The 16,169-nt window shown below is 67.6% G+C and carries 17 protein-coding genes; 12 read left to right on the top strand and 5 right to left on the bottom strand.

The window, feature by feature from the left end; translation table 11 throughout:
• Positions 1-47: 47 nt before the first annotated feature.
• Together ABIC25_RS05700 and ABIC25_RS05695 are read right to left on the bottom strand one after the other, a co-directional pair.
• Positions 48-1,493 (bottom strand): sensor histidine kinase, encoded by a 1,446-nt coding sequence (locus ABIC25_RS05700; protein ID WP_354560373.1) that lies wholly within the window; start codon positions 1,491-1,493, stop codon positions 48-50.
• 3 nt (positions 1,494-1,496) lie between these two features.
• Positions 1,497-2,159: a response regulator transcription factor gene (locus ABIC25_RS05695; protein ID WP_239402819.1), complete on the bottom strand. Its 663-nt coding sequence runs from the start codon at positions 2,157-2,159 to the stop codon at positions 1,497-1,499.
• Positions 2,160-2,277: 118 nt separating this feature from the next.
• Between ABIC25_RS05695 and ABIC25_RS05690 the strand changes: the two genes are divergently transcribed.
• From ABIC25_RS05690 to ABIC25_RS05640, 11 genes are all read left to right on the top strand, one after another.
• The gene (locus tag ABIC25_RS05690; RefSeq protein WP_239402820.1) at positions 2,278-2,652 is read left to right on the top strand and encodes an ArsR/SmtB family transcription factor; all 375 of its coding nucleotides are present in this window, start codon (positions 2,278-2,280) and stop codon (positions 2,650-2,652) included.
• 48 nt (positions 2,653-2,700) lie between these two features.
• The gene (locus tag ABIC25_RS05685) at positions 2,701-4,074 is read left to right on the top strand and encodes an ABC transporter substrate-binding protein (RefSeq protein ID WP_354560370.1); all 1,374 of its coding nucleotides are present in this window, start codon (positions 2,701-2,703) and stop codon (positions 4,072-4,074) included.
• A gap of 342 nt (positions 4,075-4,416) precedes the next feature.
• Positions 4,417-5,976, top strand: a complete 1,560-nt coding sequence (locus tag ABIC25_RS05680) for an amidase (RefSeq protein WP_354560368.1) — start codon at positions 4,417-4,419, stop codon at positions 5,974-5,976.
• 82 nt (positions 5,977-6,058) lie between these two features.
• Positions 6,059-6,790: a nitrile hydratase subunit beta gene (gene nthB, locus ABIC25_RS05675; protein WP_239402823.1), complete on the top strand. Its 732-nt coding sequence runs from the start codon at positions 6,059-6,061 to the stop codon at positions 6,788-6,790.
• Complete coding sequence (gene nthA / locus ABIC25_RS05670) at positions 6,787-7,392, top strand: nitrile hydratase subunit alpha (RefSeq protein ID WP_086535295.1); 606 nt, start codon at positions 6,787-6,789, stop codon at positions 7,390-7,392. The genes nthB and nthA overlap by 4 nt, the downstream gene beginning before the upstream one ends.
• A complete protein-coding gene (locus ABIC25_RS05665; RefSeq protein ID WP_354560366.1) occupies positions 7,389-7,805 on the top strand; it encodes a nitrile hydratase accessory protein in 417 nt (138 codons plus the stop codon). The genes nthA and ABIC25_RS05665 overlap by 4 nt, the downstream gene beginning before the upstream one ends.
• A 46-nt stretch (positions 7,806-7,851) precedes the next feature.
• The gene (locus tag ABIC25_RS05660) at positions 7,852-8,082 is read left to right on the top strand and encodes a CbtB domain-containing protein (RefSeq protein WP_354560364.1); all 231 of its coding nucleotides are present in this window, start codon (positions 7,852-7,854) and stop codon (positions 8,080-8,082) included.
• A 20-nt stretch (positions 8,083-8,102) separates the two neighbouring features.
• Positions 8,103-8,939 carry a CbtA family protein gene (locus tag ABIC25_RS05655; protein WP_354560818.1) on the top strand — a complete coding sequence of 279 codons (837 nt, stop codon included), beginning with the start codon at positions 8,103-8,105 and terminating at the stop codon, positions 8,937-8,939.
• 62 nt (positions 8,940-9,001) lie between these two features.
• A complete protein-coding gene (oxdA, locus tag ABIC25_RS05650) occupies positions 9,002-10,075 on the top strand; it encodes an aliphatic aldoxime dehydratase (RefSeq protein WP_354560363.1) in 1,074 nt (357 codons plus the stop codon).
• A gap of 11 nt (positions 10,076-10,086) precedes the next feature.
• Complete coding sequence (locus tag ABIC25_RS05645; RefSeq protein WP_086535395.1) at positions 10,087-10,560, top strand: group I truncated hemoglobin; 474 nt, start codon at positions 10,087-10,089, stop codon at positions 10,558-10,560.
• Positions 10,561-10,588: 28 nt separating this feature from the next.
• Complete coding sequence (locus tag ABIC25_RS05640; RefSeq protein WP_354560362.1) at positions 10,589-10,795, top strand: ferredoxin; 207 nt, start codon at positions 10,589-10,591, stop codon at positions 10,793-10,795.
• Positions 10,796-10,807: 12 nt separating this feature from the next.
• Here the strand turns inward: ABIC25_RS05640 and ABIC25_RS05635 are convergent, their stop codons facing one another.
• A complete protein-coding gene (locus tag ABIC25_RS05635; protein WP_064571290.1) occupies positions 10,808-11,623 on the bottom strand; it encodes a bifunctional allantoicase/(S)-ureidoglycine aminohydrolase in 816 nt (271 codons plus the stop codon).
• Complete coding sequence (locus tag ABIC25_RS05630; protein ID WP_354560359.1) at positions 11,620-12,894, bottom strand: DUF6986 family protein; 1,275 nt, start codon at positions 12,892-12,894, stop codon at positions 11,620-11,622. Before ABIC25_RS05630 ends, ABIC25_RS05635 begins: the two co-directional genes overlap by 4 nt.
• A 117-nt stretch (positions 12,895-13,011) precedes the next feature.
• Between ABIC25_RS05630 and ABIC25_RS05625 the strand changes: the two genes are divergently transcribed.
• Positions 13,012-13,773, top strand: a complete 762-nt coding sequence (locus tag ABIC25_RS05625; protein ID WP_239402828.1) for an IclR family transcriptional regulator — start codon at positions 13,012-13,014, stop codon at positions 13,771-13,773.
• Here the strand turns inward: ABIC25_RS05625 and ABIC25_RS05620 are convergent, their stop codons facing one another.
• Positions 13,774-16,146, bottom strand: a complete 2,373-nt coding sequence (locus tag ABIC25_RS05620; RefSeq protein ID WP_239402829.1) for a protein kinase domain-containing protein — start codon at positions 16,144-16,146, stop codon at positions 13,774-13,776.
• Positions 16,147-16,169: the final 23 nt, after the last annotated feature.

Genomic DNA, 16,169 nt, shown 5'->3' with positions numbered 1-16,169 from the left:
GCAGTCACAGGCGAAACGGAAGCCGATCGACGTTTCCTAACACTCCCTTAGGAGAGGTCCTCCACGTCGACCTCCGCTGCCGGGATCCAGAGGTCCACCCGCAGTCCGGTGGGACGTCCGGCAGCAACCCTCAGCTCGCCCCCGGCCGCGTCGACGAGGGCCGCAGCGATGGACAACCCGAGTCCGGACCCCGGTACGCCGCCGGTCGACGCGCGGAAGAACCGCTCCGTGACGCGCGGCAACTCGTCGTCCGTCACGCCGCGGCCGGTGTCGGCGACCCAGATCCGGGTTCGCGCGCCCTCGGACCGACAACCCAACTCCACGTGGGCTCCCTTCCCGGCGTGGCTGACCGCGTTGCTCATCAGGACGTCCATCGCCCGGATGAGGTCGTCCTCGTCGAGCGCGGCGATCACCGACCGCGGTCGGGGTGGCGAGACGATCGACGCCGACAGCCCGGCATCCGCGAGCGCATCCGCCCAGAAGTCGTGCCGTTCGACCAGTACGGCGGCGACGTCGCAGACCCCCGTGGTGGAGCCGGCGGGCCGCGACTCGGCGGTGGCCAGGACGAGCAGGTCGTCGACGATGCGGTCGAGCCGGTCGATCTCCACGATGGTCTTCTCATGTGATTCGAGCGAGCGGCCGGTCAATCCGAGCCCGAGGGTGTCGAGACGAAACCGCACGGCCGCGAGCGGATTACGAAGTGCGTGCGCGGTGTCGGCCACCAGGCGGCGCTGGGCGCCGGTGGCGTTCTCGACGTCGGCTGCCATCGCGTCGAAGATCCGGGACAGCTCGCGGACCTCCGGCGGGCCGGTGTGCCGGTGATCGGGCGGTCCGCCCTGGGGCGTTTCATCCGCTGCCGGACCGACCGGTGTCGGACCGCCGTCGATGACCGAGGCACGCAGTGATCGCACCCGTGCCGTCAACGCGGTGAGTGGGCGAACCGTCCACCGCGACAACGCAACCGCGATGAGGGAACCGATCACGAGCATCGCGACGGCACCGCCGGCGATCACGGCCCACGTCCTGGCGACATCGCGTGTCGCCGCCGACGTCGACGCCTGGATGACGACCGCACCATCGACCTGGGTGCCCGTGCCGATCGGCATGGCCACCAGTACCGATTCAGGCGACCAGGGTGTCAGTCCCGACGCGATCCGGGTGCGCTGGTTGCGCAAGGCCCCGGACACGGCCTCGGCGACCTCCGGTGACCGGGCCGAGAGGCCGGCCGAGGCGCGGGTCGTGCCGGCTCGGTCGACCACCACGACACCTTCGTCGTAGAGATCGCGATAGCGTTCGACGGCCCGCTGCAACTCGGTGCCCCGCATCTCCGGTTCCCGATCGGCGAGGTCGGCGAAGTAGATCGCAGACGCGGTCCGGCTCTCGGTGAACCGTTGCAGCCGTTCGCGACTCACGGTCGTCGCGAGGGGGACCGCCAGGCCCAGGACCACGATCGCCGAGTAGGCGACGAGCACGAGCAGCACGCGCCGCCACATCGTTCAGGAACCCCACCGGTAGCCGAACCCGCGGATCGTCTCGATCACGCCCGGCCTGCCGAGCTTCGCCCGGAGTGCGGTCATGTGGACGTCGAGGCTTCGGGAGATCGCGACATGGGCGTCGCCCCAGATCGCATCCATCAACTGTTCGCGGCTGACCGCCTCGCCGCGCCGCGCGACGAGGTGCCCGAGGAGTTCGAACTCCTTCGGGGTCAGGGCCACGTCGACGCCGGCCACGGTGACCAGTCGCGCATCGAGGTCGACCACGATGTCGCCGGTCGTGATCCGTCGCTCGGCGACGGCAGGCGCATCGACGACGCGGCGGCGGGCGGCCACCTCCAGGCGCGCCATCAACTCACCCAACCGCGCCGGCTTGACCACATAGTCGTCGGCGCCCGCCCGAAGTGCCCGCACCACGGACCGTTCGTCGTGCCGCGCGGTGAGCACCACCACCGGCAGCTCGCTGACGGTCCGCAAGCGGCGCAACACGGTCAGACCGTCGTCGTCGGGCAGGCCCAGGTCCAGCAGCGCGAGGTCGACATCTCGATGACCGAGTAGGAGATCGGCGCCGCGCCGCATCCGGCGGGGCTCGTGACCGACCTCGGTCAGGGCGTCGACGAGCGCATCACCGACCCCGTCGTCGTCCTCCACCACCGCGATACGCATCGCGTCCACGGTACGATGCGCCCAGACCGCGGCTGCCGTGACTAGCCGTAGAGTCCGTCGATACGATATGTTGATACTTATTGACGGATTTGGTTCCTCGGCGGACGGATGAACGACCATGAGCACGACAAACGATCAGCAGAGTCGTGAGCTGGTGTTTGCTGCCCTGGCCGACCAGGTTCGCCGACAGATCCTGGACACACTCGCGTCCCACGGCGAATGCAGTGCCGGGTTCATCAGTGACCAGATCTCCTCGGTCGGTCGCACCACCGTATCGACTCATCTCAAGGCACTGAAGATGTCCGGGGTCGTCGTCGAGCGGCGTGCGGGGCGGAACCGCTACTTCTCCATCGACCCGGCCGGCCCGGCCAACGACGCCCTGCAGTTCCTGCAGGGTGTGCTGGAGCGGGCGCTCGGTGCGGGGGAAGCCACCGGCGACGCCGCGGCCCCCGATATCCGTGAGGACGAGGCGAAGGCGCGGCGGCAAGCGTAGCCTGGCGCTGTTCCGGCTATCCGGGGGTGTTGTGTGCCGACTCTTTCCGTGACTGCCCAGATTCCCACCGCTGATCCGCCCGACGTCGCATTCGGCCGATTCGCCGCCGGCGGATTGCTCGATCTGGAATGCACCAGGCTGGAAGTGGGTGCGGCGGTGACGGTGTCCCTCCCCGTCGGCGGCGGCCAAGGTGTCGCGGGAATGCCCATCACCCTGCTGGGACATCTCGCGTCGGTTCGGTGGGGCAAGGCCGTGGTGATCGTGCACCATCAGCCGTGGCGCGGTCGGCTCACCGTACGATTCTTCGCCGACGGCAGTGGCTCGCGCGTGGTCGTGGAGTCCAGTCTGGATCAGGACGGCGTGACCTGGCTGGCCCACAAGCGCGGGTTCGGTCCGCCCGAACCGCTCCGGCCGGACCGGCACCGAATCGGATTGCTGGTCAGCAAGTCCGGGTCCGCGGCGGTCTTCGCCCAGGCCACCGAGATGTTGGCCCAGTTGGCCGTCGATGAGATCAATGCCGGGGGTGGCGTCGGCGGTGTTCCCGTCGAGTTGCTGGTCGGTGACGATGCCTCAGAGTCGATGGCGGGAGCAACCGCCACCACCAGGTTGCTGCGCAGCGGATGCCGGGTGATCTTCGCATGTGTCACCTCGGCGACCTTCAATGCTGCTGCCTCTGTCCTGCAGGGCAAAGATGTGTTGCTGGTGCACACCGTCCTGAACGAAGGTGGGAGGCCGAGCCCCACGACACTGCGACTGGGAGAGCGGCCGCTGGCGCAAGCGCGAGCCGCGATGCCTGCGCTGATGGCTGAAACAGGTAGCCGTAGATGGTTTTTCGTCGGTCACCGCTACTCGTGGTCCTATGGAGCGCACTGGGCGGCCCGCCGCGTGGTTGCCGAGAACCACGGGTCGGTTCTAGGGGACACCTACCTCCCCCTGGGGACTCAGGACTTCACCGCGACCATCGACGCCATCGAGGCGTCCGGCGCGGAGCTGATCCTGTCGTCGCTGGTGGGGCGGGACGAGGTCGTCTTCGAACGGCAATGCGCCGAGCGAGGACTGCGGGCCCGGACCAGAACGCTTGCGCTCGTGCTCGACGAGGCGACGTTGCAGCTGATCGGTGACACGGCTGCCGACGGTGTCTGGGCGGCATTCGCGTACTTCCAGGGTGCTCTCGACGCCCATCGCGATCTCGAGAGTCGCTACCAGCACGAGCTGCACGGCCTGATGCCACCGATGAGCTCGTTGTCCGAGACGACCTACGAAGCCATCAAGGCGTACGGGCAGGAGATGTCGACTGATCCCGACATGGACAGAGACGGGCTGCGGCGCAAACTCATTGCGGATGCCGCCACTGCCGGGCACTCGCCCTCCCGGCCCATTCTCCTGGCGGAGTCGCGACACGGAACCCTGCATCCGCGCTAGTCCAAAGAGTTAATGCGTCGCCACTCATTGACATATCTGTCCCGGGGTACTACGTTTTGACCATGTGACGCGCGCCACGGTGGCTTCTGAACCGGACCTCCGGACGAGGGGCTCGTGAGGGCTGGTGGTGCGTCTTAATGTGCTGCCGCACAGTCGCATCGGGTCGGTCAGCGGCCCACGGGAGGTGGAGAACATCGGCGAAACACGATCTTAATAAGTCGATGTGTCGATACCTATTGACTCATTCATCCACGGGTTCCTAGACTCGGGATCGTTCATCAGCGAGAAGGCGCACTGGCGGGGGAGTTGGTCTCGCGTTCCGCCTCGAAAAGGAGAGAGAGCATGTCGGTTCGTCGTCCTGGTGTGGATGAGATAAGTACTGCAGCAACGCATTTCGGCCTGAGTCTGACTGCTGCGGATCGTGCCGAGTTCGCTGAGCTGGTCGACGGCGCCCTGGGGTCCTACGACGTGGTCGACGATCTGTATGCCGCATCGGCGGCACCGGTCGCGCCGACGAGGGAATATGTCGCGGCCTCCGGCGCGGAGTCGAATCCGTTGGGCGCGTGGTACATACGGACCTCGATCACCGCCGACGAGCCGGCTGACGCGCGGCTCGCAGGTCGGCGGGTGGCGATCAAGGACAATGTCGCGGTGGGCGGGGTGCCGATGATGAACGGCTCGCGCTCACTGGAGGGGTTCATCCCTGCACGAGACGCCACCGTGGTCTCGAGGCTGCTGGAGGCCGGTGCCGAGATCGCCGGAAAGGCTGTCTGCGAGGACCTCTGCTTCTCCGGATCGAGCTTCACGCCCGCCACCGGACCGGTGCGCAACCCGTGGGATCCGGGACGTGAGGCGGGCGGATCCTCGGGCGGCAGCGCTGCCCTGGTCGCCAACGGCGACGTTGATCTCGCCATCGGAGGGGACCAGGGTGGATCGATCCGAATACCGGCTTCGTTCTGCGGGGTCGTGGGGCACAAGCCCACGTTCGGTCTGGTGCCCTACACGGGCGCGTTCCCGATCGAGCGCACCATCGACCACGTGGGGCCGATCACCCGCACGGTCGCCGACGCGGCTCTGATGCTGTCGGTGATCGCCGGTGCTGACGGACTCGACCCCCGCCAACCCGAAGGGATCACTCCGAGCGACTATATGTCGGGTCTCGCCGACGGGGTCCAGGGGTTGCGGATCGGTGTGGTAACCGAGGGTTTCGGACACGATGCCTCTCAGCTCGAGGTCGACGCGGTGGTGCAGGACGCGGCGAGACGGTTCGCCGACGCCGGTGCGGTCGTCGAGCAGACGAGCGTCGCGTGGCATCGCGACGCATTCCATGTCTGGAACGTGATCGCCACCGACGGCGGTGCCTACCAGATGCTCGACGGCAACGGGTACGGCCTCAATGCGAGTGGTCTCTATGATCCCGAACAGATGGCCTACTTCGCCCAGCGCCGCATCGAGCACGCGAACGATCTGTCCGAGACGGTCAAACTCGTCGCGCTCTGCGGACACCACGGCGTTACGGCTCTCGGGGGCGCCAGTTACGGCAAGGCCCGCAACCTCGTGCCGCTGATCCGAGCGGCCTACGACGCGGCCCTGCGCGACTACGACGTCCTGGTGATGCCGACCCTGCCGTATGTCGCCACCGAACTCCCGGAACCGGGCGTCGATCGCGCCACCTACGTCACCAAAGCGCTGGGGATGCTGGCCAATACCGCACCTCTCGATGTGACCGGTCATCCCGCACTGTCGATTCCGGCCGGCGAGGTCGGCGGGCTGCCGGTGGGGATGACGATCATCGGCAAGCACTTCGACGATGCGACCGTGCTGCGCGTGGGGCATGCATTCGAGCAGCTGGTCGGTGGATTCCCGACCCCACGGATGACATCGGTCAGTGCCCCGTCGTGAGCAGGCAAGCCGCTACGCCGACCGCAACGCTCGAGCGGTGTGCGAACCCGTCGCCATCGCCAGAAACCAAGGAGGAGTTCGCATGAACGGTGTTTTCGATCTGGGCGGGACCGACGGTCTCGGTGCGGTCGTCGTGGTCGACGACGAGCCGGTGTTCCGCGCCGAATGGGAGAAGCCGATGTTCACCATGTTCCCGGCGTGCTTCCGCGCCGGGTACTTCGGGGTCGACTCGTTTCGCCACGGCATGGAGAAGATGGACCCCGCGGTCTATCTGAAGGCCCCGTACTACGAGCACTGGCTGTATTCGATCGAGAACCATGCCATCGCGGCCGGAGCGATCGATCCGGCCGAACTCGATCGTCGCACCGAGTACTACCTCGCGAACCCGGATGCCCCGCTGCCCGAGCACGAGCAGTCCGAGGAGCTCATCGAGTTCGTCAATGCTGTCGTCCCTGCGGGCGCGACCGCCATCCGCGAGACCGACAAGGTTGCTCGGTTCCGGGCGGGTGACGTGGTCACGGTGACCGACGTCAGCCCGCTCGGTCACACCCGACGGGCACGATACGTGCGCGGAAAGACCGGAACCATTGTCGCGCACCACGGTTCCTTCATCTACCCGGACACCGCAGGCAACGGGCTGGGTGAGGACCCCGAACACGTCTACACGGTGAAGTTCGCCGCCGAGGAACTGTGGGGAGCCGGTTACGCCGACCCGAACAGCTCGGTCTACTTCGACGTGTGGGACCCCTACATCGAATTCGCCCCAGAAGGATTCGCCACAGAAAGATCCGCCACAGAAGGAGCACAACAATGAGCAACGGAGTACCCAGCCAGGAAGAGATCGCCGCACGCGTCAAGGCGTTGGAGTCGATGCTCATCGAGAACGGCGTGATGACCACGTCGATGGTCGACCGAATCGTCGACATCTACGAGAACGAGGTCGGCCCGCAGCTCGGCGCGAAGGTGGTGGCTAAGGCATGGTCGGATCCGGAGTACCGCGCACGCCTCCTCGACGACGCGACCGAGGCCTGTAAGGAGTTGGGTATCAGCGGCTTGCAGGGCGAGGACATGCGTGTACTCGAAGACACCGATTCCGTGCACCATGCGATTGTGTGCACCCTGTGCTCCTGCTATCCGTGGCCGGTCCTCGGCCTGCCGCCGAACTGGTACAAGGAACCGCAGTACCGGTCGCGAATCGTGCGCGAGCCGCGCAAGGTCCTGGCCGAGGACTTCGGGTACGACGTCCCCGAATCCACCGAGATCCGCATCTGGGACTCGAGTTCGGAAATGCGGTACTGGGTGCTGCCCCAGCGACCCGCCGGCACCGACGGCTGGACCGAAGACCAACTCGCCGAGCTGGTGACCCGGGACTCGATGATCGGTGTCGGACCGGTCAAAGAGGTGTCGGCGTCATGAGCGCCACCGCACCGGCGACGACCCGGGAGCGGCAGATCGTCGAGGATCTCGTCTGCGATCTGCCCGGTGGCCGACCCGAGGATCTCGCGTTCGACAGCCCTTGGGAGATCAGGGCTTTCGCCCTCGCCGTGGCCGCCCACCAGGGCGGGCAGTACGAGTGGGCGCAGTTCCAGGGTGCGCTGATCGCGTCGATCCAGGAGTGGGAGAGCTCGGTCGAGGACCTGTCCGATGAATCCTGGTCCTACTACCGGCACTGGGTCACCGCACTCGAACAGGTCCTCTCCGAGGTCGGCGCGGTGCATCCGGGCGACGTTGCCGGACGCACCGCCCGGGTTCTGGCCGCGCCGCCGAATCGCAACCACCACAAAGCCATTCTCGAACCGGTCGCGATCGACCCGGCCTCCGCGCCCTGAGTCCACTGCCATCGCCCAACCCGCTCGATCGTAAGGAAGCAACGTCATGTCCACCACCGCAACCACCACCACCCGCTTTGCCGCGCCCAGCTGGGCGGTACCCCATCTCGAGACCGCCAGTGTCGCACTCACACTGAGTTTGACCATGGCGCTGGCCCTGCTCGTGTACTACTTCATCGGTTACGACCAGGGCGCGGTGTCGGTCTTCGGTGCCGACACCCACGTGCACGAGTTCGTGCACGATGCCCGCCATTTCCTCGGCTTCCCGTGCCACTGACGACACTCGGACATCAGACCATGGAGAAGAAGTTCATCGGCGCGGGTCTCGGCGCCGGCCTGATCTCGGGAATCGTGACCTACGTCTTCGCCCGGATCTTCCTTCAGCCACGGGTGAGTGCGGCGATCTCCTACGAGGAGGGCCGCTCGGCCGCGCACGAGGCACTCGAGGGTGCCGGCGGGCACTCGCACGATCACGGCGAGGTCTTCAGCCGGGCGATGCAGGCCAATCTGGGTGCCGCCGTGGGCACCGCCGCCTTCGCTCTGTGCATGGGCGCGGTGTTCGCGGTCGCCTTCACCGTTCTCTGGAGCTTCGTCGGCAAGCGTTACCCCGGCACCGACCCGCGGTGGGTGGCGGCAGCGGTCGGCGCGATCGGGTTCACCTCGGTGTTCGCGGTTCCCTTCCTCGTCTTTCCCGCCAACCCGCCCGCGGTCGGCAGCGGCGAGACCATCGGGTCGCGCACCAGCGCGTTCCTCACCATCACGGTGGTGTCGGTCCTCGCCGCCATCGCGGCGGTGGCCGTGGTCGTCGTGTGGCTGCGACCGCGGCTGGGTGGACTGACCTCGTCGCTGGTCGGTGTCCTCCTGTACCTGACGACCGTCGTGGTCGCCGCTCTCGCCCTGCCGAGCTTCGACGAGGTCCCCGGGCCGCTCATGGACGGGACCGGCATCGCCTATCCGGGCTTTCCCGCCGATGTACTGGGGGACTTCCGGATGTACACCATCGCCGATCACGCACTCTTGTGGACCACTCTGGCCGCATCGTTCGCACTGCTTGCCCACCGAGTTCTCCGCGCGCCCCGAGATCACGGCTCCGTCGACGCGGCCACCGGCGCCCGCAGAGCACCGCTTTCCTGACTCGATCACTCAGCTCGACACCGCAATCCGACCCGACTCACAGGCCAAAGGATCAGCCCCCGATGGAATCCGCGATCGACACCCACCTCACTTGTCCGCGCAGTATCTCGCGGCGAGTACCCGACGACTACGAACCGCCCTTCCCCATGTGGGTGGGCCGCGCCGACCACCGGATACAACAGGTCACCATGGCGTACCTGGGTGTGCAGTCATCCGGTGCCGAACACCGGACCGAGGCACTCGCGGCGGTCCGGCAGATCGCGGCGAGCCTCCAGCACGCCGACGGACCCGCCCACCACGACATCACGCACCACACCGACAACCAGGGTTACGACAACTTCATGATCGTCGGCTACTGGAGCGATCCCAGTGCCTTCGGCAGGTGGATGAGCAGCCCCGACATCGACTCCTGGTGGTCGTCCACCGACCGCGAGACCGGACCCCTCGGGTACCTCCGAGAGATCGTGTCGCCGCGAGTCGACCAGTTCGAGACCCTGTACGCCTTTCAGGAACAACTGCCCGGCGTGGGCGCTCTGATGAACGGGATCAGCGGCGACATCAACGAGCACGGTTACTGGGGGTCGATGCGCGAACGAATCCCGTTGTCGCAGAACGATTGGATGCAACCGCGACGCGACGAGTCGCTGCGCGTGGTCTACGGAGATCCCGCGCATGGCGGCCGCGTCGTCGTCGCAGGGCATGACAACATTGCCCTGATCCGTTCCGGCCAGGACTGGCGCGAGGCCGGACAGGCCGAGCGAGATCTCTACCTCGACGAGATCCAACCGACCCTGCAGGCGGGTATGGACTTCCTTCGCGACAACGGTGCCGACGTCGGCTGTTACAGCAACCGTCTCGTCCAGAACATCGATCTGGACGGCAATCCCGTCGACGAGACCTACAACATCGGGCACTGGCGGTCACTGGAGAAGCTCGAACGCTGGGCAGAATCGCACCCCACCCATCTCCGGATCTTCACCACCTTCTTCAAAGTGGCGACCGACCTGGACAAGCTGCGGCTGTACCACGAGGTGTCGGTGGCCGACGGCGCCAGCCAACTCTTCGAGTACATCAACTGCCATCCGGCGACCGGAATGATGCGCGACGCGGTCGTCGCGGCAGCCGTCGACGCGTAAGGAAAACCGACATGACAGAGCAAGCAAGCCTCTATGACCGCCTGGGCGGACTCGAATCGGTGAAGTTCTTGGCCCGGACCCTGGTGGTGCGGGCGATGTTGAACCCGACGATCGGCCACATCTGGAATCACAAGACCGAGGCCGAAGTCCAGGAGGAGATCAGCGGATTCGTCGAATTCCTGGGTATGCACTGGGGTGGTCCGCACACCTACCACGGACCCGATATGGCCACCGCGCACCGGGGGATGGGCATCACCGAAGAGTATTGGGACGCTCTCTTCGACGACATCGTCACCCCCGCCTACGCCGAATTCGGTATCCCGCAACGGGAAGCAGAGGAGGTCGATGCCTTCCTGCGCTCGTTCAAGTCCGTGGTGGTCGGCAGCCCGTCGTTCAAGGACGTCCTCAGGGAACACCCTGACATGGACGTCATGCAGGGCATGAAGAGCGTGGGCGTGCACTGGCCGGCACCCGCGGCCGGCTGATACCTCGACCAGGGCGAGGGAGATGGTCGTGAGTCGTCGACAGTGGCAAGCGGAAGTGTCTCTGCGGTGTATCGGCGCGGGTCTCTGCGTCGCAGTGGCCCCGGCTCATTTCGAGTTCACCGAGGGGCACGCGCAGACCACGACGGACTCCATCGACACCGCCGAAGCCGTCGATGTCGTCCGCAACGCCGCGCACGCATGCCCCGCGCACGCCATCGCCGTGTCGGAGATCTGAGGACCGCCGGGCTCAGAGCACGATCTGCCGGTTGACGTCCTTGTACAGCAGGTAGCGGAAGTTCGACGGTCCGCCCGCGTAGCAGGCCTGCGGGCAGAAGGCGCGCAGGGACATGTAGTCGCCCTCCTGCACCTCCACCCAGTCCTCGTTGAGGCGATAGACGGCCTTGCCCTCGAGGACGTACAGGCCGTGCTCCATCACGTGGGTCTCGGCGAAGGGGATCGAGGCGCCCGGCTCGAAGGTCACGATGTTGACGTGCATGTCGTAGGCGAGGTCCTGCGGGTCGAGCATTCTCGTTGTCCGCCAGGCACCGTCGGTGTCGGGCATCGCGGTGGGCTCGATGTCGCGCTCGTTGCCGAACTTCGGGGCAGGCTCATGGCCGGCGATCGGCTCGTAGCGCTTGCGGATCCAGTGGAACGACGCCGGGACGTCGCCCCGGTTGTGCGCCGACCACGGTGTCCCCGCGGGAAGATAGCCGAACCCGCCGTCGGTCAGCGTGTGTTCCTCGCCGTCCACGGTCACGGTCAGCGCACCGGCGGTGACGAAGACGAAACCCTCGACCTCCGACTGTGGTTCGGGCGCATCCGATCCGCCGCCCGGGGCGACCTCGACGATGGTCTGCGCGAAGGTCTGCGCGCCACCGGGTACGGGGCGGTTGAGCACCCAGGCGCGGGTGTCGGTCCACTCGGGGAAGACGGAGGTGACGATGTCGCGCAGGACTCCCCGCGGGATCACCGTGTACGCCTCGGTGACGACCGCGCGGTCGCTCAGCAGGTCGGTCTGCGGCGGGAGTCCGCCGGCGGGGGTGTAGTACGGTGTCGCGTTCATCGGGCCGTCCTCTGTGAGTGGGGGAGTGCGAGTTCGCGCACCTCCGCGATGGGCAGGTCGGTCGCGGTCTCGACCTCGTCGACGGTGAGCGCTCCGCACACCTCGCCGCGCCGGATGAAGCCGGCCAGGGCGCGGGCCGTAGCCGGCTCGTCGAGGACCGACGACTCGATGCGATGCGCATAGTTCCGCAGACGCACTGCGGCGGAATCGAATCCGTCGCGATAGAAGGCGTATGTGGCCAGGAATCGGGTGACCAGTTGAGCGGGATGCAGATCCCACCCCTGGTAGAAACCGCGTTCGAGGTGGCGGCGGACCAGTCGCGCGTGCAGGGCCCAACCGGCCTCGACGGCTTCGGCGTCCCCGACCGGGAGGATGTTCGTCGATCCGTCCGACAGCCGCACGCCGGTACCCGCCGCCGCGAGTTGCATCACGGCCTTCGCGTGGTCGGCCACCGGATGCTCCATCGACTGATAGGCCGCCGCGATGCCCAGGGAGGCCGAGTAGTCGTAGGTGCCGTAGTGCAGTGCGGTCACCCGGCCCTCGCCGGCCTGGATCATCGGCGCCACGGCCGCGGTGCCGTCGGCGCTCATCACCGACTGCGGCGTTTCCACCTGGATCTCGAAACCGATGCGTCCCTGCGGAAGTCCGTGGACCCGCTCGAGTTCGCGGGCGACGGTGACCATCGCGGCGACCTGATCGGTCGAGGTGACCTTCGGCAGCGTGAGCGTCAGCCCCGCCGGGAGGTCGCCGGTCTCCGCCAGGCCGGTGACGAACAGGTCGAGGGTGCGCAGGCCGCGCGCGCGGACGTCGGCCTCGAAGCACTTGAACCGGATGCCGAGGAACGGTGGCGAGGCGTCACCGGCCTGACGGACCGCGGCGACGGCAGCGGCGACCGCCGCATCCTCCGCGTCGTCGGGCCGGACGCCATAGCCGTCCTCGAAGTCGATACGCAGGTCCTCGATGGGCTCGGAGCGCAGCTTGCCCTCCACCAGATCCGCGAGCGCGGAGGCTGTCGAGTCGGTGTGGGCGACGGTCGCCCGCGCGATCGCGGCGAGCCCGCCGTGCGAGGCGGCCGTGTCGAGCGCCGCACGGCCCCATCTCTGGGAGAGGTCCGCGGTGTACCGGTCGGCGGGGACGTACACCGTGTGAACCGGTTGCCGACTGCCGTCGTCACCCGGATACCGATCGGACAGGATGGCGTCCGCCGGTGCCAGGGCGGCGTCGACGCCGGCGAGGAAGGCCGCACCGAGGCGACCGGGTTGCACGCTCACGACGCGTTCCCTCCATCCGCTGGATTGTGGAAAAACTATTCCGCAAGGCGGAGTTTACACCCTGATTGTGGTTTCACATGATGGAACGTAGCGTGAGGCCGAAATATGGAGGTGGCGATGCCAGGGAACTCGGGCGGTGTGCAGTCCGTCGAGCGGGCCTTCGAATTGCTCGAACTCATCGGACGCGCCGGTGGCGAGTGTTCGCTGAGTCATCTGTCGGCGGAATCGCCGTTGCCGCCGCCGACCATTCACCGGCTCCTGCGGACGCTGGTGGGCATCGGATACGTCCGTCAGCTGCCGAACCGGTCGTACGCCCTTGGCCCCCGGCTGATCCGTCTCGGTGAGGTGGCCAACCGGCAGCTCGGCGCAGTGGCCGCACCCGTCCTCGCGTCGTTGGTCACCGAGCTCAGCGAGACCGCGAGTCTCGCCGTCCTCGACGGCGACATGGTCATCTACGTGGCTCAGGTGCCGTCCCCGCACAGCATGCGCACCAACAACGAGGTCGGCCGCCGGGTGACGATGCACAACACCGCAGTCGGCAAGGCCGTGCTCGCCGAGCTCGACGACGCGCGCATCCTCAAACACGTCACGCAGGCCGGGCTGACCGCGGCCACCGAGTGGAGTGTCACGTCGTTGTCCGGTGTGTTCGCCGCCGTCGAGCAGGTCCGCGCCCAGGGCGTCGCCACGGACGAACAGGAACACGAGGTCGGGGTCTGCGGGATGGCCGTCGCGGTGCCCGGCGCCCCCACGCCCATGGCGGTCGGCATCTCCGGGCCGGTCGCCCGGTTCGACGACGACCTGCGCGCTCGCGCGGTCGGCGCCCTGCGGACCGCGGCCGGAACCGTCTCCGAGGCGTTGATCGGGTCGCGCGAGCCGTAGTCAGATGGTGAGCTTCGTCGGCGTCGTGCGGTTCGCGCCGTCGCCGCTCGAACCGTCACCGATCTGACCGTCGTTGTTGAAGCCCCAGCAGTACACCGACGCCGCCGACATCGCGCAGGACGTCCCGTTGCCGGTCGAGATCGACGTGACGTCGGTCAGGGTCGAGACCTCGCGGGGGATCTTCACCGAGCCGCCGGTGGAACCGAGCTGGCTGCGGTCGTCGTCGCCCCAGCAGAAGGCCCGGTCGTCGGAGACCGCACAGGTGGTGCCCCAGTCGGTGGAGATGGCCGAGACCCCGCCCAGATTGCCGACCTGGACCGGTGTCTGTCGCGTCTCGCTGGTGCCGTCACCGATCTGACCGTAGGCGTTGGAACCCCAGCACCACGCGTCACCGCCGGCGACCGCGCAGGTCGTCTGGAAGTAGGTGCTGGTGTTGGTGTTCGGGTCGTCGTCATCGGCCGCCTCGTGATAACCGCCGATGGCGATGTCGGTGACGTCGGTCAGCGAGCCGACCTTGACCGGTGCCGATCGCGCGGTCGTGGTGCCGTCACCGATCTGCCCGTTGTCGTTGGCTCCCCAGCAGAACGCCGAGCCGTCCGACACCGCGCAGGTGGTGCCGTAGGCGGTCGCGATGTCGGTGACGACGCCGAGTCCGGGCACCTTGACCGGGGCCGACACCGGGTCGGTGCCGCCGCCGTTGCCGAGCTGGCCGTATTCGTTGTTGCCCCAGCAGTAGGCGTCGGTGCCGGCGACGGCGCACGTGGTGCCCCACCCGGTGGAGATCGCCTTGACGTCGGAGATGGTGCCGACCTTGGTCGCGGCATCCACCGTCGATCCGCTGGCGCCGTTGCCGACCTCGCCGTAATGGTTGTTGCCCCAACAGAATGCGTCGCCCGCGGCGATGGCGCATGCCGTCGAGACGTAGGCGTTCTCGCCGGTGAGGTAGCCGCCCGTGGTGACCGCGGTGGCGTTCGAGACCCCGGTCACCGCGACCGGGCGGGTGTGCGGGGTCGTCGTGCCGTCGCCGAGCTGCCCGGTGTCGTTGTCGCCCCAGCAGTGCACGCTGCCGTTGACCACGGCGCAGCTGCTGCCGAAGTTGGTGCTCACCACCGGCTGGGCGACGGCGGCCTTCTCGGGGTCGTCGACGGTGCTGCCGATGACGGCCAGCCCGACGACGGCCGCGACCACGAGCAGCAGCACGGCGCCGAGCACGCCGGCGACGATCAGCCCGGTCCGCTTCTTCTTCTTCGGCGGGACCGGGGGCATGCCGGGGTAACCGGGCTGGGGGTGGACCGGCTGGGCGTGCGGGCCAGAGAGGTGCGGTGCCGACGAGTACATGGGCTGCGGCCCCGACGGTTTGTTCATCAGCGGTTGCGGGCCGGACGGCCCGGTCATCGTCGCCTGAGGAGGAGGCGTGTACTGGCCGTGGGGTGGGCCGAACTGCTGCTGAGGTCCCGAGGGGTGCGGGGCCGGCGCGCCACCCGTGCCGCCACCGACGAGAGTGGGCGGGGGCACCGAGCCGGCGACCATCGTGTTGCCCTGTGCGGCAGGCGAATCGAGAGCCGCCTGCAATGCCGCCGCGAAACTGCGGCAATCGGGGTACCGGGCCGCGGGGTTCTTCGACAACGCGCGCTGGAACACCGGGTCGAGGTGGGCGAGGTCTCCGCGCAGCCGGCCGATGTGGGGGACCGGACGCTGGATGTGTCCCAGCATCACCGACGGCTCGGACTGACCGACGAACGGAGGCTGCCCCGCGAGCAGTGCGTAGGCCGTGCAGGCCAACGAGTACTGATCCGATCGCGCGGTGGCGTCGGCTCCCTCGAGTGTCTCCGGGGCCGAGAAGGCGACCGTGCCGATGAAGGAGTGGGTACCGGTCAGATTCGCCGAGCCGGCGAGTTTGGCGATGCCGAAGTCGAGTACGAGGGCGCGCTCGACGGCATTCGTCGCCGGATCGCGGGTGACGAGGATGTTGGCCGGCTTGATGTCCCGGTGCACCACATGATGGCGGTGCGCGTAGTCGAGAGCGTCGGCCACCTGCGAGACGACCGTCGACACCTCGGCGGGCGTCAGGCGTTCGTCGGTGAGGTCCTTGCCGTCGACGTAGCTCATCGAGAACCACGGGGACCCGTCCTCGATGCCGTACTGGTGGATGGTGATGATGCTGCGGTGGTCGAGCTTCGCGGTGGTGCGTGCCTCGTTGGTGAAGCGCTGGTTGAACCCGGGCTGGGCGCTGACCGCCGTCGAGATCACCTTCAGGGCCTCGCGCCGCTCCAGCTGCAGGTTCTCGACGAGGTACACCTCGCCCATACCGCCCGCACCGAGCTGGGAGACCACCCGATAGCCGGCGATGTGGGTGCCGGGACTCAACGGCACGGCGTCACCTCTTCCTGAGCTTG

Source organism: Gordonia sp. PvP123, from assembly GCF_040547295.1.
GTDB lineage: Bacteria > Actinomycetota > Actinomycetes > Mycobacteriales > Mycobacteriaceae > Gordonia > Gordonia terrae.
The sequence above is the reverse complement of the archived record's forward strand: the minus strand, read 5'-3'. Positions and strand labels throughout refer to the sequence as shown.